The following is a 24,075-nucleotide window of genomic DNA, read 5'->3' on the forward strand; positions in this document are numbered from 1 at the left end:
ATATCGCTTTACTGAATAGCGCCGATTCGTAATAAATTAGCTACGAACTAAATCATCGCCGTAACCAATCCACTTATAAGTTGTCAATGCATCCAACCCCATTGGGCCACGAGCATGGAGTTTTTGTGTACTGACTGCCACTTCTGCGCCCAAGCCAAACTGCCCACCATCAGTGAAACGCGTGCTGGCATTGACATAAACGGCTGATGAATCAACCGCGCGAACAAAATGTTCAGCATTGCCGAGTGAGCGTGTCAAAATAGCATCAGAATGACTGGTGCCATGTTCACGGATATGGTCGATGGCTGCATTAATGTCAGCCACAATCTCCACATTGAGATCCAGAGATAACCATTCATCATCATAATCAGCGGCTTCTACTGCCACGACCCTGGCTTTACCTTCTGCCAAAAACGGCATCGCTTGCGGGCTGGCATGCAGTGTGACACCAAACGCATGCATTCTGTCACTCAATACCGGTAGGAAACGCGCGGCAATTTCTTGGTGGACAAGCAAGGTTTCCAATGAGTTACATGCACTTGGCCGCTGAATTTTAGCGTTTTCAATCACTAACAAGGCCTTTTCAAAATCAGCGCTTTCATCGACAAAAGTATGGCAAACACCGATGCCTCCGGTGATAACCGGAATCGTCGATTGCTCACGACACAATTTATGTAAGCCCGCTCCGCCGCGTGGGATCAACATGTCGATATAGTTGTCCATCCGCAGTAATTGAGTCACTAACTCACGATCCGGGCTTTCAATCGCCTGCACCGCAGCGGGTGGTAAACCACATTGCTCCAGCGCTTGCTGGATAACTTTTACTGTTGCCTGATTGGTGTGGTGCGTCTCTTTACCGCCGCGCAAAATAACCGCGTTGCCCGTTTTCAAGCATAAGCTGGCCACATCAATCGTCACATTAGGGCGTGCTTCATAAATGACACCAATCACTCCCAGCGGGACGCGGCGGCGCTCAAGTTTCAAACCACTGTCGAGTAAGCTACCGTCAATAACCCGGCCAACAGGGTCATTCAGGCGACATACCTGACGTACATCATTGGCAATGGCGGCTAAACGTGCAGGACTTAGCAGCAATCTGTCCAGCAGTGCCTCACTCATGCCACTGTCACGGGCAGCCGCCATATCTTGTTCGTTGGCCTGTAAAATGGCCTGACTTTCAGATTCCAACAAATTGGCAATCACGGCCAAAGCCTGATTTTTCTTTGCCGTACTCAACATTGCCAATTGCCAGGAAGCCTGTTTAGCGGCTTTCCCCATCTGTTCCAGCATGCTCATGCTTGCTCCTTAGCTGACAATCATATCGTCACGATGAACAGCCACCGGGCCATACTCATACCCGAGGATTTCACTGATTTGTTGCGAATGGTGCCCCGCCAGCATGCGCAAGGCATCACTGTTATAGCGTGACACGCCGTGAGCCAAATCGCGCCCACTGAGATTACGAATACGAATAACTTCGCCGCGAGAGAAGTTCCCCACCACACTGCGAATGCCTTTTGGTAGCAACGAGCTGCCGCGCTCCATTATCGCGGTTACCGCGCCATCATCGACGGTAATTTCACCGGCTGGTGGTGCACCAAAGATCCAGCGTTTGCGGTTTTCCAGTGGTGTTTCCAGCGCGTGGAATCGGGTGCCAACTGGCGTTCCCTCTATTACATCAGCAATGACCCCCATCTGGCTGCCCGCAGCAATCACCACATCAATACCGGCACGACAAGCGACATCAGCAGCCTGCAATTTTGTCGCCATGCCCCCGGTGCCAAGACCTGAGACACTGTCGCCCGCAATCCCGCGCAAGGCATCATCAATACCATGCACTTCGCGGATTAATTCAGCCTCTGGATTATTACGTGGATCGGCGGTGTATAACCCAGCCTGGTCTGTCAGTAGCAGCAACTTATCGGCACCAGCCAGAATCGCCGCCAATGCAGAGAGATTATCGTTATCGCCAACTTTGATTTCAGCAGTGGCAACAGCATCATTCTCATTGATAACCGGCACTATGCGGTTATCCAGCAAAGCATTCATGGTGTCGCGGGCGTTTAAAAACCGCTCACGATCTTCTAAATCAGCACGGGTCAGCAACATCTGGCCGATGTGAATGCCATAGATTGAGAACAGTTGTTCCCAAAGCTGAATGAGCCGGCTCTGCCCGACAGCGGCGAGTAATTGCTTTGAAGCAATAGTGGCGGGTAATTCTGGATAACCCAAGTGTTCACGCCCTGCTGCAATGGCACCAGAGGTGACAATAACAATACGATGACCTTTTGCGTGTTGCTGGGCGCACTGACGCACCAGTTCAACAATATGGGCACGATTAAGACGACGGGAACCGCCAGTCAGGACACTCGTCCCCAATTTCACAACCAATGTCTGGCTGCCACTCATAATTTTTCTGCCGTTGGGATGTAAGAATAAAAGAAAGGGTATAGGAGCCTTTTTAACAGGTGGGAGACGTTATGCCAAGCACTTTGCGGATCATGGCATTGCAGGTTAGGTATAAGCCTGCAATGCCAGTTAAACAAGTCTATTTCTAGGCGGACAGCTTAACGGGTTGTTCGCTAAAATCTTGCGCTGGCTCCAATCTCATTTCAATGGAAGTCAGCATCTCGGCGAGACGTTTATGAAAACCACGTAATGTAGTCTCCAGTTTCTCTTGTACTTCAGGATCTTTAATCTTTTCCGCTTTCCAGTTGCCATCTTTATTAAACAGGCCGAACTGGTAAACATAGGTGAAATGATCAGCCGCGGGTTCCAGCTCTATCCACCACCCCCAGAACTCACGCTTCTCTGGAGCAAGTTTTACATTGACGCATACAGCCAAGCAATCAAAGAAAAATCGGTCGTTCTGGCACTGCCCTTCACGCAGGTATGGCCCTAAAGCTGCAAAACGTTTCATAAGTTTGCTTTTAGGATGAGCACTGGTTGACGTCATTCTTAAATCTCCTTATGTGGACTCACCTTTTTAGCAAACTGTTAAAAATTAGCAACTCATTAACGCATTTTATCTTCTAACCACTGACTGGTTTGCAATAATGCGCGATGGAAATTGTCATACAGGGGTGTTGATGATATGGGTAATAATTTGCCATCGGCAGAAGAGGAACAAATAAGTTTGGCTTCCTCTTTTGGGCTAAAAGGGTCGTTTTCCCAGAAACCGGCTAACATCGGGGTTTGGCAGCGACGGCCTAATAAACCTTGTGTTTTCAAAGAGTAGCGATTCATTTCTGCTCTAAGTATTTCGTCTGCAGCATCCGCCATGCCCAAGCGGCTGGCCATCACATCCATATACATATCAGGCATTTTGCGCTGGCTATCCGCATTACATAAAAGATGATGCACAATTGGCCCCAGGCATGCCACAGCGCGCACACGTTGCGGCTCCAGATATCCCAAGCGTACCGCCACATTGGCACCGAAACGAAAACCAAAAACACTGACACGTTGGTGATCAACCCACGGAATATTGGGCAATGCCTGCAACACTTGTTGATGCAGGAAGCTGGTGTCCTGAGTGAGTTTCCACTTTGATGAAGCCCCAACGGATGGCAGATCGATGGTCAGCATCGCGATCCCTTTGGGAGCCAGATAGTCGCGGAACAGGCGATGATAATCACTCTGCAAAGTATCCAGACCACCGCACATCAGTACAGTTGGAAATGGCGCACTGCCGATAGTCGGCATATGCAGGAACCCGGTAAGCGTACCGCCATCAGAAATATCAAAACTGAGTTCTTTCAAGGTGTAAGGTAAATGTTTAGCCGCTTCTTCATATGCGCGATTAGACAGCACCTCCACTTGCTCGGCCAACTCATCCCCTTTCAGATGCGGATAACCAGCAATGCTGTATAAGTTAGCAGCATTCAACCAATACTGGCCGGCATTCATTGGGTCAGCTTCTTCCATGGCTTTTTGTTGCCACTGCATCCCCTGATGGGCCCATTCATAAATCCAGTTGCCATTGCGATAACCTACAACGGTATCGAGCAGTTCGTTATCGCTGTGTTCCGCTTTAGAGCAAGCAATGCGTGACAATACCTCTTCGATTTCAAGCGGATCGACACCACGCCAGGTCCAGATTAGGCGGTTGATCATGCGATACCAATGGCTGGTAGTGTCACCATCCAGCGCCGAATGAACATTCGTTGCCTGATTGCAGTGGGCGTGCCGCACTAACGTTGAGGTTTCAGGATGCTTAAATTTTGGTTTGAACAGAATTTCAGAAAGGTTGGCTTGTGCCATGATAACAATAGCCTCCATAAGCCGTGATTCAAGCCCGTTAGGGCTGGTCAGATGGGGTCAGTGTACTCATACTGCGGGGAAAATGAAACGCCCGGTCGGCACCGGGCATTGAAAGCGAACTAAATTACTTACCGCTTAATGGGGCAACGAAGGTTACCGCCATATCCCAAGGTTGTTCAATCCAGGTGCCTTGTTCAATATCAACCTCATAATCATCAACCAATGGACGACCAGCAGGTTTGGCAAAAATGGTAACAAAATGTGCTTTCGGATACATTTCGCGGATAGCCTTTGCTGTGCCGCCAGTATCAACCAGGTCATCAATCACGATAAAGCCTTCACCATCGCCTTCAGCACGTTTCAGGACTTTAAGCTCACCTTGGTTATCATGGTTATAGCTGGCGATGCAAACGGTGTCTACATAACGAATACCCAGCTCACGCGCCAGAATACCCGCCGGTACTAAGCCACCACGGCTAACCGCGATGATGCCTTTCCATTGTTCAGCAGGCAATAAACGACTTGCCAATTTGCGGGCGTGAATTTGCAACATATCCCAGGTAACAACGTATTTTTCGCTCATAAAGTGTAATCCCAGCCAGTAGAGGAGTGGCTTGCCATGGTTCAGAAGGGGAAAAAAGGTTGCGCGAGATTATAGAGAGCCAGCCGGATAAAAACCAGCAATTATCCGGCTAATTAATCAGATCAGTTTCAGTTATTGTGCGGCGATACGCGCGTAATACCAATGAAAGTGATATTCTCAAACTATCTCGCCATCTTGATGGCGGTTTGTCACCACCCTTAAAATCTTTAGTCATCAACCCAATAGCATCTCTGACATCTCGACTACGAGATTGCCGATATGAGAATGCTGTTACAGGAGACTTACAGTGTCTGAACTGTCTCAACTTTCGCCTCAGCCGTTGTGGGATATTTTCGCAAAAATCTGCTCTATCCCTCATCCGTCTTACCATGAAGAAGCGCTGGCACAACATATTATGACCTGGGCCAAAGAAAAAGGTCTGCATGCCGAGCGTGATAAGGTCGGTAATATCCTGCTGCGCAAGCCTGCTACCAAAGGGATGGAGAACCGTAAGCCCGTTGCCCTGCAAGCCCATCTGGATATGGTTCCGCAGAAGAATAATGATACGGTACATGACTTTACCAAAGATCCTATTCAGCCTTATATCGACGGTGAATGGGTTAAAGCCCGTGGCACCACATTAGGTGCAGATAATGGCATTGGTATGGCCTCCGCGCTGGCGGTGCTGTCTGACAATAGCGTCGAGCATGGCCCGTTGGAAGTGCTGCTGACCATGACCGAAGAAGCCGGTATGGATGGCGCATTTGGTCTGCAACCTAACTGGTTACAAGCCGATATCTTAATTAATACCGACTCCGAGCAAGAAGGCGAAATCTATATGGGTTGCGCCGGTGGTATTGATTTTATTACTACTTTAGCCCTAAAGCGCGAAGCCATCCCCGCCGGTTATCAGACGCTAAAACTGACGATTAAGGGCTTGAAGGGCGGTCACTCAGGGGCTGATATCCATTTAGGACTAGGTAATGCCAATAAGCTGCTGGCTCGTTTCCTGTTCGATCATGCCAAAGAGTTAGACCTGCGGGTACTGGATTTGAATGGCGGCACCCTGCGTAATGCCATCCCACGTGAAGGTTCTGTGACTCTGGCAATTGCCGCAGACAAAGTCGATCAGCTGAAAAGCCTGAGCCAAGAGTATCTGGCCACCTTGAAAAATGAGCTGGCCGCAGTTGAAAAAAATCTGACTGTACTACTTGAGCCAACATCTACTGATGCAAAAGCGCTGACCAAAGAGACGCAGCAGCGCCTGATCGCTTTATTGAATGCCACACCAAACGGTGTCATTCGTATGAGTGATGCGGTGAAAGGCGTGGTTGAGACCTCACTGAATGTGGGTGTAGTGACCATGAATGAAAACGAAGCAGAAATCATTTGCCTGATTCGTTCCCTGATCGACAGCGGTAAAGATTACGTCGTCGGCATGCTGACGGCTATTGGTCAGTTGGCTGGCGCTGAAACTTCACCAAAAGGCGGCTACCCTGGCTGGCAGCCAGATCCAAGCTCACCGGTGATGGCGCTGGTGCGGGAAACCTACCAAAAGCTGTTTAACAAAACACCTAATATCATGGTGATTCATGCGGGTCTGGAATGTGGTTTGTTCAAGAAACCTTATCCGGATATGGATATGGTGTCGATTGGACCAACCATGACTGGGCCACATTCACCGGATGAACAAGTTCATATCGAAAGCGTGGGTCAATATTGGCAATTACTGACGGCGCTGCTAAAAGCGATTCCTGAGCGCGCATAAGCTGCTTTTAATAACTTTTAGTCCAATAATGGCGGGCCTAATGGTTCGCCTTTTTCATACTATTTTCAGCGCTATTCCCAACTCAGCAATAATTGCCGCTCAAGTTGTGGGTCAAGCAACGTGACGTGCAACCCGACCAGCCGAACCCCTCGCCCCGCGCGCCGCTCATTCCATGCTGTCCGTGCCACTTGCAATAAATCGGCTTTATTCAGCTGTGGCCAAACATGTTCTTGTGTCGTTTGCTGAAAATCATGAAATTTGAGTTTCACCCCTTGCCGGGCAATATGCAGATCTGGCCTGACTTTGCGTAAACGGGTTTCCAGTTCAAGATAAAGCGTATCAATTAATGACTCACAGCTCTCCCAATCATGAATATCCTCAGCCAGTGTTCGTTCGACGCCTACCGACTTACGCAAGCGATCAGGAGAAACTTCACGTTCATCAATACCGTGGCTTCGCTCCCACAACACATGACCAAACTTGCCAAAACGCTTTAATAATTCTGCCTGTGAATAGTTTTGTACATCACTACAGGTTATCAGCCCCAGCTCTTGTAAACGTTTTGCCGTCACTTTGCCCACCCCAGGGATTTTACTCAGCGGCAAGTCATGCAAGAAGGGTAATACCTGATCCGGGGTTATCACATACTGACCATTGGGTTTATTTAAATCAGACGCGATCTTGGCTAAAAACTTGATAGGGGCAATGCCAGCAGAAGCCGTTAAATTAAGCTCCATCGCAATGGCCTGGCGGATTTCTTGTGCTATTAATGTGGCGGAACCACTGCATGCCAGACAATCAGAGACATCCAGATAGGCTTCATCCAGCGAAAGTGGCTCAATTAATGAGGTATAGCGCGCAAAAATCTCCCGAATATGCTGCGAGGCTTCTTTATACGCTGCCATTCGACCGGGGATCACTTTCAATTGTGGGCAAAGTTTCAGTGCCATGGCGGTCGGCATTGCACTGCGAACCCCATAACGGCGGGCAGGATAATTGGCGGTGCTAATAACACCGCGCCGGTCACGACTACCGCCTATCGCAATAGGAATATCACGCAAACTGGGATCGTCACGCATTTCGACTGCCGCGAAGAAGCAATCCATATCGACATGAATAATTTTTCGCATGTTTATTCCCCCAACCAAACCACTGTATAAGAATACAGTTAAATAGGGGGAATTCAAGATTATCCTAGATCCTGATCGCGTAAATTCCGCTATGCAATTATTCGGGTCTTATTAAGGCTGACTTATAAAGTGAGCCAGACGCTCTAAATCAACATTACCACCCGAAATAATTACCCCGACACGTTTGCCCCGGAGATCTAACTGATCACCGAACGCAACTGCCGCACCTAAGCAGCCGGTGGGTTCAACCACGATTTTCATGCGGCTGGTGAAAAATTTCATCGCTGAAATTAACTGATCATCAGTCGCAGTCAGAATATTATCCACCCGCTCCTGAATGACAGGGAAAGTGTAGTGGCCCAACGCCGGTGTTTGTGCGCCATCAGCAATCGTTACAGGTGTATCAATTTTAACAATTTTACCGCTACGGAAACTCTGCTGCCCATCATTCCCGGCAGCGGGCTCCACGCCAATCACCTGACAATTCGGGTAGAGCGCTTTGGCAACCGTGGCACAACCGGACAACAGCCCACCACCGCCCAGTGGCACCAGCAGTACATCCAACTCACCCACTTCTTCAAATAACTCTTTCGCCGCGGTTCCCTGACCGGCCATCACATCCGGATGATCATAAGGTGGGATTAACGTTAGCCCCTGCTCTTGTGCCAATTTATTGCTAATGGCTTCGCGATCTTCAAGATAGCGGTCATACAGCACCACTTCGCCACCATAGCCACGAGTCGCCGCAATTTTGACCGCAGGAGAATCCTTAGGCATAACGATAACAGCGCGAATCCCTAATTTACGAGCTGACAAAGCAATAGCTTGTGCATGATTTCCTGACGAGAAAGCAATAACACCTTTTGCTTGCTGTTGCGGCGATAATTTTACTAACGCGTTATAAGCTCCACGGAATTTAAATGCCCCCATATGCTGGAAATTTTCGCATTTAAAAAATAGCTGCGCACCGGTCTGCTCATTGGCTGTGGAGGAAGTCAGTACTGGTGTTTTAAGTGAAAAACCCGTAATTCGCTGATGTGCCTGAATAATATCGTCGTAACAGATTGCTAATGGGGCCATCTTCAGCTTCCTTTATTGAGGTGATAGGTATAGACAGTAGCGCGGGCAACACCTCAGATTATCAATTAAATAGTGATTAAAAAAGCTGCGCATGGCAGCTCTTTTAAATTGAAATCACGATGGGGCATGTTACTTAACAATAGAACTTTTCAGTGATTTATCTTGCTGATGGCGCTCTAAAGCTAATTCGATCAGAGTTGTTATCAATTCCGTCGAGCCAACGCCGGTGGCGCGCCACAATTTAGGATACATACTGATATTGGTAAATCCAGGTAAGGTATTTATTTCATTGATAATGATGGTGTTATCATGGGTTAAAAAGACATCGACCCGAGCCATACCGCAGCATTCAAGTGCACGAAATGCCGCTAAAGCGACTGCACGAATATTGTCACTGATGGCACTGTCTATTGGTGCAGGAATAATGACCTGAGCACCGGTTTCATTAATATATTTTGTATCATAGGAATAAAACTCGTCGCTGATGACAACTTCACCACACAAACTGGCTTGCGGATTATCATTGCCCATGACCGCACATTCGATTTCGCGCCCAACAATAGCCGATTCCACCAACACTTTATGGTCAAAATCAAAAGCTAACTCCACCGCTTGCTGATATTCGGTGGCATTACGCACTTTACTCACACCAACCGATGAACCTTGATTTGCGGGTTTTATAAATAAAGGTAAACCGAGTTTTTCCGTAACTTGCTCAAAACGGTAGTTATTTTTATTCGCCCGTGTCAGGGTAATAAATGGCGCGATATTCAGCCCGGCATCACGGAGTAACCGCTTGGTGATGTCTTTATCCATGCTAACTGCGGAACCCACAACACCTGAGCCGACAAAAGGAATATTGGCCATGCGCAGCAGGCCCTGTAAGGAGCCATCCTCTCCTAATGTTCCGTGAACAATAGGGAAAATGACATCTAATTGAGCTAATGCAGAGGCATTATCCGCGGTGATAAGTTGCTGATGATCCTGACCGGGAATCAAAGCCACATTTCGGTTTGAATGATTCAGAGAAATCAATGCTGGGTTTTCTGCATTTAATAAGTAACTGGATGCATCGTTAACATGCCATTTCCCTTGTTTATCAATACCTAACAGCGTCACATCAAATTTTTCTTTATCAATCGCATCTACGATATTTTTTGCTGACTGTAATGACACTTCATGTTCAGCCGATTTACCGCCAAAAATCACACCAACTCGCAATTTCGACACACTGCATTCCTTCTTAAGACCTGATACTTAGGGCGCGACCACCCAATAAAATTACAGGTAACATTAATACAACCTTCGCATGCTTCACTAATGTTTTTTAAGATTACTACAGAATTTTCTGGTTCAGGTGAATGGGCCATTTTTGCTTTAAAGAAAGATAAACTCCAGATACGTCTTTCAATAACATAAGACGCTAATTCAACATTGCTTATACTCATAATTATCCTAATCAATATGGCAACTAAATTTATCAAAAACAGAATTGAATTCTGTTGTTGATATTTTTATCTTTTTTGTCATTTATTTTTAATAAAAAATCATTAAATTCTATAAAGTCTAAAAATATTGATTGTATGATTAACGTCAACCTGTAAAAAACCGTCACTAGTTAATGGATGGAAATTAAATATTATGCGAAATTATATAATGGCTACTATATTACTCTCTGCAACTTTTGTAACAAACGCGAATTCAGCGACTTCATCGACATCCTTCCAGACACCACAAATTATTGCTCATCGTGGTGGAACGGCAGATGCGCCTGAAAATACAATCCCCGCCATTAAAAAAGCATTGGCTAATGGCGCTGATGCAATTTGGATAACACTACAGTTATCAAAGGATAATATTCCGGTATTATATCGCCCCGTTCTCCTCGAGGAATTAACCAATGAATCAGGGAAGGTTTCTGGCTATACCGCTAAGCAACTCTCCAGCGTTGATGCCAGTGTTAAGTATAATGAAAAACATAATATTCAACCTAAATCAGCCTCACACACTGGCGTTCCTACGCTGGATGAAGTATTGAAAGCATTCCCAACAACAACATTTTACCTCGACATTAAATCACCAGATGCAAACCCCGTGGCCTTTGCCGAAGCACTACAAAAAACGCTGAACGCAACCACCAAAGGCGAAAAAAATAGACTAGACAGAACCCGAGTTTACTCAACCAATGATAGTTATCTGAAAGCATTGGATGCGGTTAATGGAAAAACTGATGATGTTCATAAAATTCAGCGTTTTGAAAGCCGTGATTTTACTCGAACACAGTTAGCCAATATAACGATGGATCATAAGTGTGAATTACCAACAGATAATAAAGAGCGTTGGTATGGTCTGGAATTACACCGCAATGTTGAGGTTGTGGAAAAATATACATTGGGTGAAGGGCGTTCTAATGCTGTATTAAGTTGGGATAAAGAAGCCGTTGATTGTTTCCGAAAAAATAAAAATGTACATATTATTTTCTTCGGAATTAATACTCCTGAAGATTATAAGAAAGCGAAAGAGTTAGGCGCCAATGGTGTCATGGTCGACTCTCCAAGCCAATTTCAAAAGATAGTCCACGAGAATAAATAATTAATTTTAAGCTGCATGTGCATTGACTTCCTACAACGCGAATGGCTTAGGATACATAAGAAATAAAAACCCTCGTTCAAGTATTCATTGAATGAGGGTTTTTACATACAGTAAGGCGATTCAGATCCCAGTTATAAAATACGATACTGATCCAGAGCTTTCTGACGAGCGGCCTCTTTGGCTAACCGTTTCTTGCGCGAATCACAAGGCTCGGGGCAATCACACACTTTTTCCATTCCCAAAGCCCCGATACCTCCGCAACTGCCCTGTAAGGTTTTACGTTTTACGATATAACCCAGCGACATCCCGGCAATGACCAAGAGGAAAAAGACAAAGGACGCGATAAAAACAGTTAACATATCCCTCTCCTGTCACAGCCGTTTTTGCAGATAAGGTTTGAACGACTCTGAAGAACGCTCCTCAAAACCATCATCAGTTTTTACTATCATAAATACTGGAATACCCAATAAATTAGCCAATGCCATTCCTCGCTCCGGCCCAAGAACACCCAATCCAGTCGAAAGTCCGTCAGCAGTCATACAGCTTGGGTCTAAAACAGTAATGGAAACTAAGCGATGGTTAATTGGCCGCCCGGTTTCAGGATCAATGGTATGTGAGTAGCGCACACCATTCTGCTCAAAATAGTTACGATAATCACCAGAGGTAGCGATTGCCATACTACCTGGCTCGATAATCTCCTGCGCACTTTGCTCAGAACCCGCAACGGGTTTTTCAATCGCTATACGCCAAGGTTTATCCTCTCCATTATGACCATGAGTTCGCACTTCACCGCCAATATCTACCATATAGTTATCGATATTCTGCGATTCTAAATATTCAGCAATCACATCTACCCCATAACCTTTAGCTATGGCAGAAAGATCAACATACAGTTCAGGAATACGTTTGATTAAAGCACCATTTTCTACGGCAAGTTTATCAATACCAGTCCATTCCCGGCGTTTGGTGATCTCAGCATCAGTAGGCACCACATTTGGTCGTCCTTCTGGGCCAAAGCCCCATAGATTAACCAACGGCCCGACAGTTACATCCAACGCCCCATCAGTCAGGCGGTTAATACGAATAGCCTCACGCACCACTTTAGCAGTGGCCGCTGAAACAGCAAATGGCGTATTTACTTGCTGGCTTTTGTTGAAACGGCTCAATTCGGAATTTGGCCGATAAGTCGACATCTGGTCATTGACCTGTTCCAACTCGCGATCAATTTCTAGTTGTAACTTTTCTGGACTGGGAGTTGATGAGTCACTCACATACTTGATTGAATATGAGGTGCCCATAGTTTTACCTTCGAGGTTGATTTGCTGAGGGCCACAGCCTGTTAGTAGCAAAACCCCCACAGTGGCCATCAGCCAATGCATTATATGTTTTTGCACAATATCCCCAATTGCTGTAAAAACCCGAGTAGTGGCAAATCAGCCACCAAAGTCATCGAGCATAATGTTTTCATCTTCCACACCAAGATCTTTCAGCATCTTGATCACTGCCGCATTCATCATCGGTGGGCCACACATATAAAACTCACAATCTTCAGGTGCAGGATGATTTTTAAGATAGTTTTCTAATAACACGTTATGAATGAAGCCGGTATAACCCGTCCAATTATCCTCTGGCTGCGGGTCAGACAAAGCCACATGCCAACGGAAATTATCATTCTCAGCCTGTAACTGATCAAAATCTTCTTCATAAAACATCTCGCGCCGTGAACGCGCACCATACCAGAAGCTGATTTTACGCTTTGAATGCAGCCGTTTAAGCTGATCAAAAATATGCGAACGCATTGGCGCCATACCCGCGCCGCCGCCAATAAAGATCATTTCTGCATCAGTATCTTTGGCAAAAAACTCGCCAAACGGCCCGGAAATTACCACTTTGTCGCCCGGTTTCAGCGACCATATATAGGAAGACATAATTCCTGGCGGGGCATCTGGTACTGACGGTGGTGGCGTGGCAATACGGACGTTTAGCATGATAATGCCACGCTCTTCGGGGTAGTTTGCCATGGAGTAAGCGCGCACTGTTGGCTCCGTCACCACTGATTCAAATCGGAATAAATTGAATTTATCCCAGTCACCACGATATTCCTCTGGCACATCAAAATCAGCGTATTTTACCGTATGGGGTTCAGCCTCAATTTGGATAAAGCCCCCCGCACGGAATGGCACCACTTCCCCATCAGGAATTTTCAGCTTTAGTTCTTTGATAAATGTGGCTTTGTTATCATTAGAGATAACCTCACACGTCCACTTTTTCACCCCAAAGATCTCTTCCGGCAATTCAATTTTCAGATTTTGTTTCACACTTACCTGACATGCCAGCCGACAACCTTCTTTGGCTTCCCGCTTTGAAATATGGGAAAGCTCCGTGGGCAAAATATCCCCACCGCCTTCTTTAATCGTCACGCGGCACTGCCCACAAGAGCCGCCACCGCCACACGCGGAAGAGACAAATATGCCATGGCTGGAAAGCATATTGAGCAGCTTATCCCCTGCAGGAGCAGTGAAACTCTTATCTGCATCTTCATTTATATCAATTGTAATATCACCTGTATTCACCAGCTTTGACTTGGCAAATAAAATCATCACCGTCAATGCCAAGACAATGAGGGTGAACATCACTACGCCTAGAATTATTTCCATGAATTATTCCTGCCTTTATAAGTTCACGCCGGAGAAAGACATAAACCCTAAGGCCATCAATCCGGTAGTGATAAAGGTGATCCCTAACCCCTGTAAGCCCGCAGGCACATTGGCATATTTCATTTTTTCCCGGATGCCCGCTAACGCGACAATGGCTAACATCCAACCGATACCGGAACCAAACCCATAAACGATGGATTCAGAGAAGTTATAATCACGCTGCGCCATAAATGACACACCACCGAAGATGGCGCAATTCACTGTAATCAATGGCAGGAAAATACCCAGTGCGTTGTACAGTGCGGGGAAATACCGATCGAGGATCATTTCCAGCACCTGCACGATAGCGGCGATAACACCAATAAAGGTAATAAAATTCAGAAAACTGAGGTCAACGCCCTCAACTAATGCACCATCCCGCAGAACCAGGTTATAAACCAAATTGTTAGCAGGCACAGATATGCCTAAGACGACGGTCACGGCAATACCAAGGCCAAAGGCAGTCGAGACTTTCTTGGAGACGGCGAGGAAAGTACACATCCCCAGAAAGAACGCTAATGCCATATTCTCAACAAACACTGCGCGGACAAACAGACTGATGTAATGTTCCATCGTCAATTACTCCTTCTCAATCTGCGCAGGTTTCAGGGTTCGTAACCCCCAAATCAGCAAACCAATAATAAAGAATGCGCTAGGTGCCAGAAGGAACAATCCATTAGGTTGATACCAACCGCCATTCTGAACAGTTTCCAGCACCGTTACACCAAACAATTTACCCGAACCAATCAACTCACGGACAAACCCCACCAGCACTAACACCACCCCATAACCCAAACCATTACCGATGCCATCCATAAAACTTTCGATAGGCGGAGATTTCATCGCATAAGCCTCAGCGCGCCCCATAACAATACAGTTAGTGATGATCAGACCGACAAATACTGATAGTTGCTTGGATATCTCATAGGCATAAGCGCGCAAAATTTGATCTACCACGATGACCAACGAAGCAATAATTACCATCTGGACAATAATGCGCACACTGTTTGGAATATGATGGCGAATCAATGAAATGAAGAAGCTGGAGAACGCTGTAACCAGGGTTACCGCCAAAGTCATCACTAAAGCCGTTTCCAATTTGGTGGTGACCGCCAGAGCGGAACACACACCCAGAATTTGTAGTGCAATCGGGTTGTTATCAAATAACGGCCCCAATAACACCCGTTTAATCTCTTTGCTATCAGCCATTTTTTAACGCCCCTTCGCGCACTTTTTTCAGGAACGGGCCAAAGCCGTTTTCACCGAGCCAAAAATCAAAACTATTTTGTACCCCATTGGATGTCAGCGTCGCACCGGACAAACCATCTATTGCATGAGGATCGTTAGCGGGTGCTCGCCCCTTAACAATACGAATAGCCGGTTGCCCTTGATCGTCAAATAACCGCTTGCCAATCCATTGGTTACGCCAAATCGGGTTTTCAATTTCACCACCCAGCCCGGGGGTTTCACCTTGATCATAATAGGTGATACCACGTACGGTTTTGCCGTCAGTGTCGATAGCAACAAAGGCATACATCATTGACCACAAACCAGAACCGTAAATCGGTAACACAATTTTGTCGATCTGCCCGCTTTCACTGCGCACCAGATAAATTTCAACCACATTAGCCCGGCGGCGAATACCTGCAATATCCTGTGCAGGTGTCAGCGCAATACTCATTTGGTTATCACGCAGTGCCTGCGTGCGATCAAAGGTTGTTGGATCTTGTTGAATAAACTCACCGCTCTGCAAATCCAGCAGGCGTGGTTCAATCCGCTGCACAAACTCACGCTGTACTTCTTCCGCCGGCATTCTCGGTTGTAGTAATCCAGCCACTGCCAGAATATTGCGTTGCTTATCAAGCAAGCGCTGTTCTTGTTGCTTAGCTTTCAAACCTACCGCGGCACCGGCGACGATGACAGAACACACCAGACAGAGCACTATGACCACCAGCAGTGTTTTACCGATGCTGTCATTATTTCTTGGTTTATCATTCGCCACGGGCTTTCCTCCGCTTGATATTGGCCTGAACAACCACATAGTCGAACAATGGCGCAAACAGGTTAGCGAACAAAATCGCCAGCATCATTCCCTCCGGGTAAGCGGGATTGGCGACGCGGATTAATACACACATCGCGCCAATCAAGCCGCCATACCACCACTTACCTTTATTGGTAAAAGAAGCGGATACCGGATCCGTCGCCATAAAGATCATGCCAAAAGCAAAGCCACCGAGCACCAGATGCCAATACCAGGGCATGGCAAATAATGGGTTAGTTGCAGAGCCGACCCAGTTAAACAAATAGGCGGTTGCCATCATGCCAATCATGACCCCAGCAACGATCCGCCAGGACGCCACGCGACCAAAGAGGATAATGGCCCCACCGATAAGGATCATCAGCGTGGATACTTCGCCAATCGAACCAGGAATATTACCAAGGAAGGCATCCATCCAAGTGATAGGTTGGCCCGAGACGGTATTGACCAAACTGTGGCTACCGTTAACACTCCATTGTGATAAAGGTGTTGCCCCCGAGAAACCATCTGCCGCAGTCCAAACCAGATCACCCGATATTTGTGCCGGATAAGCAAAGAACAAGAAAGCACGCCCCGCCAGTGCCGGGTTAAGGAAGTTGCGCCCAGTACCGCCGAAGATCTCTTTACCGATCACTACCCCAAAAGAGATCCCCAGCGCCGCCTGCCATAATGGTAAGGTCGGGGGGACTATCAGCGAAAACAGAATCGAGGTAACAAAGAAGCCTTCATTGATTTCATGTTTACGGATAATGGAAAATACCACTTCCCAAAAACCACCCACAATAAATACAACGGCATAAATCGGCAGAAAATAAACAGCGCCTAGCACCATTTTACTCACCCAACCGGCATCTGGTGCTAATGATGCACCCAGTAGTTGAGCCAGTCGGTAATGCCAGTCACTGGCAATGATCTGTTGTAGTTCCGCGCCGCTGTAGAGTTGGTTTAACGCCGGGATCGCCTGTCCGCCAACGTTATACATTCCCCAGAACATCGCCGGAAATACCGCCAGCCACACCAGAATCATCATCCGTTTTAGATCAATAGCATCGCGGACGTGAGAGGCACCCTGTGTCACTTTACCTTGAGTATAAAAAATGGTGGCCGCAGCTTCATACAGCGGGTAATACTTCTCAAACTTTCCACCAGCTTCAAAGTGGTGCTCTATTTTCTCAAGAAAACTTTTCAGGCCCATCGGTTATCCTTCCTGCTCAATCTTGGTCAGTATGTCGCGTAATACCGGCCCATATTCATACTTACCGGGGCAGACAAATGTACACAGAGCCAAATCTTCTTCATCCAATTCCAGGCATCCGAGCGCAGCGGCGCTGTCAGTATCGCCAGATAACAGATCACGCAGCAAATGAGTGGCCAAAATATCCAGTGGCATAACGCGCTCATAATTACCAATCGGCACCATCGCGCGCTCCCCACCCTGCATATCAGTGGAGAAAGCAAACAACTTGTGCTTGAAGAAATGGCCCAATGTGGTGCGAGTAATCGAATATTTATCACGCCCAGGCATCACCCAACCGAATAGCTCTTTTTCTCGCCCTTCGCGGATGACGGACACTTGTTGATGGAAGCGCCCCAGATAACCATGAGTAGCAGAGAAAGCTGTGCCACTGAGCACGGAACCGGAGATAATGCGGTTATCCCCCTCTTTCAGTCGACCGGCAGTCAGTTCAGATAAACTGGCCCCAAGGCGAGTTCGCAGCAAAACTGGCTGTTCCACCTGCGGCCCAGCCAGTGCAACGATACGATCTGTCCACAGCTCACCACGAGTCAATAATTTGCCGATGGCAATGACATCCTGATAGCCCACATGCCATACCGTCTTGTTCAGGCTGACCGGTTCAAGGAAATGGATATGAGTTCCTACCAAACCAGCAGGATGCGGGCCAGAGAACTCATTGTAAGTGACCTGCGCATTCGGATGGCTGGCGGCCACCTGCCCCGGTGCATGGCAAACATGTACTTTCCCCTCGGTTAGACGGGACAATACCGTTAAACCTTGATTGAAGGCATCAGGCTCGGTAGCAATAATCACTTTCGGGTCGGCAGCCAGCGGTTGGGTATCCATGGCGCTGACAAAAATAGCTCGCGGGCGGCTACCTGGCACGGGGGTTTTACTGAAAGGGCGGGTTCGCAATGCAGTCCATAAACCGGATGCCAATAAATGACGTTGCACTTGCTCATAACTCAGTTGCTTGAGCGAGGTTTCATCATAAGACTCAAACGGAATTTGCTCATCTCCGTCAATTTCAATCACCACCGACTGCAGAACCCGCCGCTCGCCACGATTGATGGCGCTGACTTTGCCACTAGCAGGAGCGGTGAACATCACGCCGGGATTTTTTTTGTCTTCAAATAGCGCCTGGCCTTTCTTAACCCAATCACCTTCTTGAACCAACATTGATGGGCGCATGCCCACATACTCTTCACCGAGCAAAGCCACTTGATGAATGGCTGGCCCCTCTTCTATTACCTGCGCAGGTGCTCCAGCGATGGGGAGGTCTAGTCCTTTCTTTATTTTAATCATAGAGTTGAACTACTTTATTAGTTATATCAAATGCCGTACCTGGCTCCGAGTACAGCGACACAAAGAGAAGTTGCTTTCATGGTTCAGTTAAACGGCGCTTTAATACCGAGTCAATTAGACAAACATAAATACTAACTGAATGAGTCTCAGAAATTATTGCAAATATCGATATTGAATGTATCGAAGCCATAATAACGAAAGTAGTCATTAATTGAGCAAGTCTAGAGCCGTGGGCAATGTTAGCATTTCCACCCAGCACTGTCTGACAAATGCCGTGATTTGAGTCAAGCAAACACAAATAATTTACTGCTAAATTTTGTATATATTCGGTAAAATCGTATCGTCAATTCATCTTTAACGACTTTGTATTTATTTTATACAAAACATATATTGCTAAAAAATTTCTGACTGATAATCTGCGCCTATAAATCAGAAAAGTCAGTGGCATCTATAAATATAAGTAGGAATAAGAATGGGCAAAATCGCACCGTCATTCGTGACGATAATGTTTGCGATGATAATTTGTTTGCCTGCGGTCTCCTTCACCAGCTCAGCCAGTGAGCCTGTGGCGGTATCCAAAGAGCTAAAACAGCAATTACTAGGGTCATCGGTCTATATTCAAATCTTCAAAGAAGAACGTACTCTGGAATTATATGCCAGGTTACAAGGTGAGTATCGTTTGGTACAAAGCTATCGTATCTGTGAATTCTCGGGCGGGCTTGGCCCCAAACGCCGAGAAGGGGATTTCAAAAGCCCGGAAGGTTTTTACACTATTGATATGCGCCATTTAAAACCCGACAGTAAGTTTTATCGGGCTATCAATATTGGCTTCCCAAATGATTATGATAAGTCGCAAGGTTATTCAGGGAAATATCTGATGATCCACGGCGCTTGCAAATCAATCGGCTGTTATGCAATGACTGATGCCTATATGGACGAGATATTTAACTACGTGCAAACGGCATTTATTTTTGGTCAGGAAAAAGTGGACATCAGTATCTATCCGTTCCGCATGACTGAACAAAATATGCAGCGCCACCGTAACTCTTCGGATTATAACTTCTGGCGTCAATTGCAGCCGGGCTACGAGTATTTTGCCAAGAACCGGATGCCGCCATCAGTTTCTGTCATCAACGGGCAGTATGTGCTTAGCCGCCCGCCAACCTCCAGTACACCAACATCGCAGTATGCGATGACAAAATCAGATGCGCTGACAAAATCAAATACGCTCACCAAAACAGAATAATGCAAACTCACCTGGTGCAATTTTGTGCCAGGTTTCATTACCGGTTAGAGGCTGAGTGGCAATTACCGTGACCACATCTTTAGGTGTGGTCTGGCGTTGAAAATCGATTTCAACATCTTGATCCAGCAAAGTCGCTTTACCGAAAGGTGCACGGCGCGTTATCCAATATAAATTGGTCGAACAGAACGCCATCACAAAACGCCCATCCGATAGCAGCATATTAAACACCCCTTTGGCGCGCAATTGCTCACATAGAGTACCAATATAACGAAATACGGCGGGCCAATTACTCGGTGTGCGCGGGTAGCGTTTTGCCAGTTGATTCAATAGCCAGCAGAAAGCATATTCACTGTCTGTTTGACCTATAGGCCGGAACGTTCCGGTATCCAATTGCCGATAGCCTTTAAGCTGACCGTTATGAGCATAAGTCCAGTTTCGGCCCCACATTTCTCGGGTAAAAGGATGGGTATTTTCTAATGCGACTTCACCGCGATTTGCCTGACGGATATGAGAAACCACCGCACAGGATTTAATCGGATAATCTTGTACCAATCGGGCAATAGGTGAATTAAAGCTAGGTTGAGGATCTTTAAACGTGCGGCAGCCATTACCTTCATAAAAGGTAATTCCCCAACCATCTTTATGTGGGCCGGTTCCCCCGCCTCGTTGCACCAGGCCAGTAAAGCTAAAGCAAATATCCGTCGGAACATTTGCGCTCATCCCGAGCAGTTCGCACATATATTCCTCCGAGCACCTAAATATGGCTGCAATAGCCGAACCCTTCACTCAATCTTAAGGTGACCAACGAGATAACGACTATCGTTGATCACCCCAGCACATCAATCTTTAACCATCTCTTTTTCAATCAACTGAATCAAGATGTGAATCACTTTAATATGAATTTCCTGAATACGATCTGCATAGCCGAAATGAGGAACCCGAATTTCGATATCCGCAGAACCCGCCATTTTGCCACCATCTTTACCTGTCAGAGTGATGACTTTCATGCCTTTGGCACGCGCGGCTTCAATGGCTTTAATAATATTACCTGAATTGCCTGAAGTGGAAATACCTAACAATACATCCCCTTCACGACCGACAGCTTCAACATAGCGTGAGAAAACATAGTCATAACCAAAATCATTACTGACACAAGAGATATGGCTGACATCTGAAATAGCAATTGCCGGATAACCTGGGCGGTTTTCGCGGTAGCGGCCAGTCAATTCTTCTGCGAAATGCATCGCATCACAATGGGAACCGCCATTACCGCATGACAATACTTTTCCACCCGCTTTAAAAGAATCAGCCAGTAATACAGCTGCGCGCTGAATAGCATTGATGTTGTCATCATCTTTCAAAAAGTTTGCCAGTGTGTCTGCTGCTTCATTCAGTTCACTGCGGATTAAATCGTGGTACATGGGAGCCTCTTTATAGTCCTATGGCATCATTATTCTTCCTCCATCAGTGTACCGGATAGCATAAACTGCGAGAAGCACTGTGATGAATTAGCCAGTACGGTTTTGAATTGGCCAAAACAGTTTTAGCGCTTAGTGCTGCCAATTTGTGAGATGAGTTGTAAATAACATGTAATGGTATTGATAAAAATAATGAGATGAACTACAACAAATGTATCACTCAACAGGTCAGACCTCCTACATCTCAGGAGCTTCATTATGATGGTTCTAAGCATTGTTGCCTTGCTGGTTCTTATTGGTGTGCTGTTCTATCACCGGGTGAACCTGTACCTCAGTAGTTTGATTCTTGTGGTTTATACCGCAGCGATGGGTGCGGCACAGTTATGGTCATACTGGGCATTACTGCCACTGGTGATTGTTCTGCTGCCTCTGACACTCACACCACTGCGCCAATCCCTGTTTTCAGCACCAGCACTGCGCATGTTCCGTAAAGTTATGCCGGCCATGTCGCGTACTGAAAAAGAAGCAATTGATGCGGGAACCACCTGGTGGGAAGGCGATTTATTCCAGGGCCAACCAGACTGGAAAAAATTGCACAACTATCCAAAACCGCAATTAACTGCAGAAGAACAAGCATTTATTGATGGGCCGGTTGAAGAAGCCTGTCGTATGGCTAATGATTTCCAAATTACCCATGAGCTGGCTGACCTGCCGCCAGAGCTGTGGGCCTATCTGAAAGAGAATCGCTTCTTCGCGATGATCATTAAGAAAGAGTACGGCGGCCTTGAGTTCTCAGCCTATGCTCAGGCGCGGGTACTGCAGAAACTCTCCGGTGTGTCTGGCATATTGGCTATCACCGTCGGCGTACCCAACTCCCTCGGCCCCGGAGAATTACTGCAGCACTACGGAACTGAAGAGCAAAAAAATCATTATTTGCCGGGCTTAGCGCGCGGTGACGAGATTCCTTGTTTCGCCCTAACCAGTCCGGAAGCCGGTTCAGATGCCGGTGCCATTCCGGATACCGGCACAGTCTGTATGGGTGAATGGCAAGGCAAACAGGTGCTGGGCATGCGCCTGACCTGGAACAAGCGCTATATTACCCTCGCCCCCATCGCCACAGTGCTTGGACTGGCATTCAAACTGTCTGACCCTGAACATCTGCTGGGCGAGACGGTTGATTTAGGGATTACCTGTGCGCTTATCCCAACCAACACCCCGGGGGTGGAGATCGGCCATCGTCACTTCCCGCTGAACGTACCGTTCCAAAATGGCCCAACCCGCGGTAACGATATCTTTGTACCGATCGATTACATTATTGGCGGGCCAAAAATGGCCGGTCAGGGCTGGCGGATGCTGGTGGAATGCCTGTCTGTAGGGCGTGGTATTACCTTGCCCTCCAATGCCACTGGTAGCTTGAAAAGCGTGGCGATGGGTATCGGCGCTTATGCTTATATTCGCCGCCAGTTCAAAATCTCAATCGGTAAAATGGAAGGGATTGAAGAGCCGTTGGCACGCATTGCCGGTAACGCCTATGTGATGGATGCCGCAGCCACCCTGATTACCAGCGGCATTATGCTGGGTGAGAAGCCGGCGGTGTTATCTGCCATTGTTAAGTATCACTGTACACATCGTGGTCAACGCGCGGTCATGGATGCGATGGATATCGCCGGGGGTAAAGGTATCTGCCTTGGCCCGGCCAACTTTGTCGCCCGTGGTTATCAAGGTGCCCCCATTGGTATCACCGTGGAAGGCGCGAATATCCTGACCCGCAGTATGATTATCTTCGGTCAGGGTGCGATCCGCTGCCATCCGTTTGTACTGGATGAAATGGCGGCGGCGCAATCGAATGATGTTGCCGCTTTTGATAAAGCGCTATTTGGCCACTTGGGCCATGTCGGTAGCAACAAAGTCCGCAGTTTCTGGCTGGGGCTGACCAATGGCCGCACCAGTGCCACGCCGACCAAAGACAGCACTCGTCGATATTACCAGCATCTGAACCGCTTGAGCGCCAACCTGGCCTTGTTGTCTGATGTCTCGATGGGTGTGCTAGGGGGTAGTCTGAAACGTCGTGAACGAATTTCTGCCCGTTTGGGGGATATTCTGAGCCAAATGTATCTGGCCTCAGCCACGTTGAAACGCTTTGAAGATGAGGGCCGTCAAAAAGAAGATCTGCCACTGGTACATTGGGGGGTACAAGACGCGCTGAATCAGGCAGAACAAGCGCTGGATGATTTACTGCGTAACTTCCCGAATGGCTTTATTGCCGGGTTAATGCGGTTTGTTGTCTTCCCATTTGGACGCGCTCATCAGGCCCCATCAGACCGCCTGGACCACCAGTTGGCGCAACTGTTGCAAATACCGTCAGCCACCCGCAGCCGTATTGGTCGTGGTCAATATCTGACACCGAGCGAATTTAACCCGGTTGGTTTACTGGAAGCGGCATTGCAGGATGTGATTGCAGCAGAGCCGATTCATAAGCGCCTGAGTAAAGAAGCGGGCAAGAGCTTGCCATTTACCCGACTCGATAAGCTCGCTAAACGCGCGCTGGCTGAAGGGAAAATCGATGCCGAGGAAGCCGCAATACTGACCAAAGCAGAGCATAGCCGCCTGCGCTCTATTAATGTCGATGAATTCGAAGCGGATGCACTGGCGACCAAACCAGTGGCAAAACAGCCAGCGAAACCACGGCAAATTGAAGCGGCATAACGGTATAATCTCA

General features: G+C 47.2%; 22 protein-coding genes. 4 read left to right on the forward strand and 18 right to left on the reverse strand.

Features of this window, described 5'->3' with window-relative positions; translation table 11 throughout:
• Positions 1–36: 36 nt before the first annotated feature.
• The 5 genes from proA to gpt form a co-directional block, all read right to left on the reverse strand.
• A complete protein-coding gene (proA, locus tag FTB31_RS15510; RefSeq protein WP_032901182.1) occupies positions 37–1,290 on the reverse strand; it encodes a glutamate-5-semialdehyde dehydrogenase in 1,254 nt (417 codons plus the stop codon).
• A 15-nt stretch (positions 1,291–1,305) separates the two neighbouring features.
• Positions 1,306–2,409 carry a glutamate 5-kinase gene (gene proB / locus FTB31_RS15515; protein ID WP_050077296.1) on the reverse strand — a complete coding sequence of 368 codons (1,104 nt, stop codon included), beginning with the start codon at positions 2,407–2,409 and terminating at the stop codon, positions 1,306–1,308.
• A 145-nt stretch (positions 2,410–2,554) separates the two neighbouring features.
• Complete coding sequence (gene crl / locus FTB31_RS15520; RefSeq protein WP_077174561.1) at positions 2,555–2,956, reverse strand: sigma factor-binding protein Crl; 402 nt, start codon at positions 2,954–2,956, stop codon at positions 2,555–2,557.
• A gap of 59 nt (positions 2,957–3,015) precedes the next feature.
• The gene (gene frsA, locus FTB31_RS15525; protein WP_077174562.1) at positions 3,016–4,263 is read right to left on the reverse strand and encodes an esterase FrsA; all 1,248 of its coding nucleotides are present in this window, start codon (positions 4,261–4,263) and stop codon (positions 3,016–3,018) included.
• Positions 4,264–4,387: 124 nt separating this feature from the next.
• On the reverse strand, positions 4,388–4,846 hold the full coding sequence (gene gpt / locus FTB31_RS15530; protein ID WP_050077293.1) for a xanthine phosphoribosyltransferase: 459 nt from the start codon (positions 4,844–4,846) through the stop codon (positions 4,388–4,390).
• Positions 4,847–5,153: 307 nt separating this feature from the next.
• Between gpt and pepD the strand changes: the two genes are divergently transcribed.
• On the forward strand, positions 5,154–6,614 hold the full coding sequence (pepD, locus tag FTB31_RS15535; protein ID WP_227720433.1) for a beta-Ala-His dipeptidase: 1,461 nt from the start codon (positions 5,154–5,156) through the stop codon (positions 6,612–6,614).
• Positions 6,615–6,685: 71 nt separating this feature from the next.
• On the opposite strand, the gene dinB is transcribed toward pepD, so the two are convergent.
• The 3 genes from dinB to ddlA form a co-directional block, all read right to left on the reverse strand.
• A complete protein-coding gene (gene dinB / locus FTB31_RS15540) occupies positions 6,686–7,744 on the reverse strand; it encodes a DNA polymerase IV (protein WP_227731531.1) in 1,059 nt (352 codons plus the stop codon).
• 111 nt (positions 7,745–7,855) lie between these two features.
• On the reverse strand, positions 7,856–8,824 hold the full coding sequence (locus FTB31_RS15545; RefSeq protein ID WP_050077290.1) for a threo-3-hydroxy-L-aspartate ammonia-lyase: 969 nt from the start codon (positions 8,822–8,824) through the stop codon (positions 7,856–7,858).
• A gap of 129 nt (positions 8,825–8,953) precedes the next feature.
• Entirely contained in the window at positions 8,954–10,054 is a 1,101-nt protein-coding gene (gene ddlA / locus FTB31_RS15550) for a D-alanine--D-alanine ligase (RefSeq protein WP_077174567.1), read from the reverse strand.
• 411 nt (positions 10,055–10,465) lie between these two features.
• Between ddlA and FTB31_RS15555 the strand changes: the two genes are divergently transcribed.
• Positions 10,466–11,416: a glycerophosphodiester phosphodiesterase family protein gene (locus FTB31_RS15555; RefSeq protein ID WP_050077288.1), complete on the forward strand. Its 951-nt coding sequence runs from the start codon at positions 10,466–10,468 to the stop codon at positions 11,414–11,416.
• Positions 11,417–11,547: 131 nt separating this feature from the next.
• Here FTB31_RS15555 and nqrM read toward each other — a convergent pair whose 3' ends face one another.
• From nqrM to FTB31_RS15595, 8 genes are read right to left on the reverse strand one after another with little or no spacing between them, the layout of a single operon-like run.
• Entirely contained in the window at positions 11,548–11,775 is a 228-nt protein-coding gene (gene nqrM / locus FTB31_RS15560) for a (Na+)-NQR maturation NqrM (protein ID WP_050077287.1), read from the reverse strand.
• 12 nt (positions 11,776–11,787) lie between these two features.
• The gene (locus tag FTB31_RS15565) at positions 11,788–12,795 is read right to left on the reverse strand and encodes an FAD:protein FMN transferase (protein WP_407083943.1); all 1,008 of its coding nucleotides are present in this window, start codon (positions 12,793–12,795) and stop codon (positions 11,788–11,790) included.
• Between the two features lie 54 nt (positions 12,796–12,849).
• Positions 12,850–14,073, reverse strand: a complete 1,224-nt coding sequence (gene nqrF / locus FTB31_RS15570; RefSeq protein ID WP_050077286.1) for an NADH:ubiquinone reductase (Na(+)-transporting) subunit F — start codon at positions 14,071–14,073, stop codon at positions 12,850–12,852.
• A 15-nt stretch (positions 14,074–14,088) separates the two neighbouring features.
• Positions 14,089–14,685, reverse strand: coding sequence for an NADH:ubiquinone reductase (Na(+)-transporting) subunit E (nqrE, locus tag FTB31_RS15575; protein WP_050077285.1), 597 nt, complete (start codon positions 14,683–14,685; stop codon positions 14,089–14,091).
• A 6-nt stretch (positions 14,686–14,691) separates the two neighbouring features.
• Positions 14,692–15,321: an NADH:ubiquinone reductase (Na(+)-transporting) subunit D gene (locus FTB31_RS15580; protein ID WP_050077284.1), complete on the reverse strand. Its 630-nt coding sequence runs from the start codon at positions 15,319–15,321 to the stop codon at positions 14,692–14,694.
• A complete protein-coding gene (locus FTB31_RS15585; protein ID WP_227720431.1) occupies positions 15,314–16,114 on the reverse strand; it encodes a Na(+)-translocating NADH-quinone reductase subunit C in 801 nt (266 codons plus the stop codon). Before FTB31_RS15585 ends, FTB31_RS15580 begins: the two co-directional genes overlap by 8 nt.
• Positions 16,104–17,345, reverse strand: coding sequence for an NADH:ubiquinone reductase (Na(+)-transporting) subunit B (locus tag FTB31_RS15590; RefSeq protein ID WP_050077282.1), 1,242 nt, complete (start codon positions 17,343–17,345; stop codon positions 16,104–16,106). Before FTB31_RS15590 ends, FTB31_RS15585 begins: the two co-directional genes overlap by 11 nt.
• Positions 17,346–17,348: 3 nt before the next feature.
• Positions 17,349–18,692 (reverse strand): Na(+)-translocating NADH-quinone reductase subunit A, encoded by a 1,344-nt coding sequence (locus tag FTB31_RS15595; RefSeq protein WP_077174569.1) that lies wholly within the window; start codon positions 18,690–18,692, stop codon positions 17,349–17,351.
• A gap of 472 nt (positions 18,693–19,164) precedes the next feature.
• On the opposite strand from FTB31_RS15595, the gene dpaA reads away from it, so the two are divergent.
• Positions 19,165–19,938 carry a peptidoglycan meso-diaminopimelic acid protein amidase gene (gene dpaA / locus FTB31_RS15600; RefSeq protein WP_050077280.1) on the forward strand — a complete coding sequence of 258 codons (774 nt, stop codon included), beginning with the start codon at positions 19,165–19,167 and terminating at the stop codon, positions 19,936–19,938.
• Here dpaA and FTB31_RS15605 read toward each other — a convergent pair.
• On the reverse strand, positions 19,912–20,676 hold the full coding sequence (locus FTB31_RS15605) for a class II glutamine amidotransferase (protein ID WP_032910639.1): 765 nt from the start codon (positions 20,674–20,676) through the stop codon (positions 19,912–19,914). The two genes, dpaA and FTB31_RS15605, sit on opposite strands and share 27 nt — an antisense overlap.
• Positions 20,677–20,777: 101 nt before the next feature.
• Positions 20,778–21,359, reverse strand: a complete 582-nt coding sequence (lpcA, locus tag FTB31_RS15610; protein ID WP_050077279.1) for a D-sedoheptulose 7-phosphate isomerase — start codon at positions 21,357–21,359, stop codon at positions 20,778–20,780.
• Positions 21,360–21,614: 255 nt separating this feature from the next.
• Between lpcA and fadE the strand changes: the two genes are divergently transcribed.
• Positions 21,615–24,062, forward strand: coding sequence for an acyl-CoA dehydrogenase FadE (gene fadE / locus FTB31_RS15615; protein WP_227731532.1), 2,448 nt, complete (start codon positions 21,615–21,617; stop codon positions 24,060–24,062).
• Positions 24,063–24,075: the final 13 nt, after the last annotated feature.

Source organism: Yersinia proxima (genome assembly GCF_902170785.1).
In the GTDB taxonomy this organism is placed as follows: Bacteria; Pseudomonadota; Gammaproteobacteria; order Enterobacterales; family Enterobacteriaceae; genus Yersinia; species Yersinia proxima.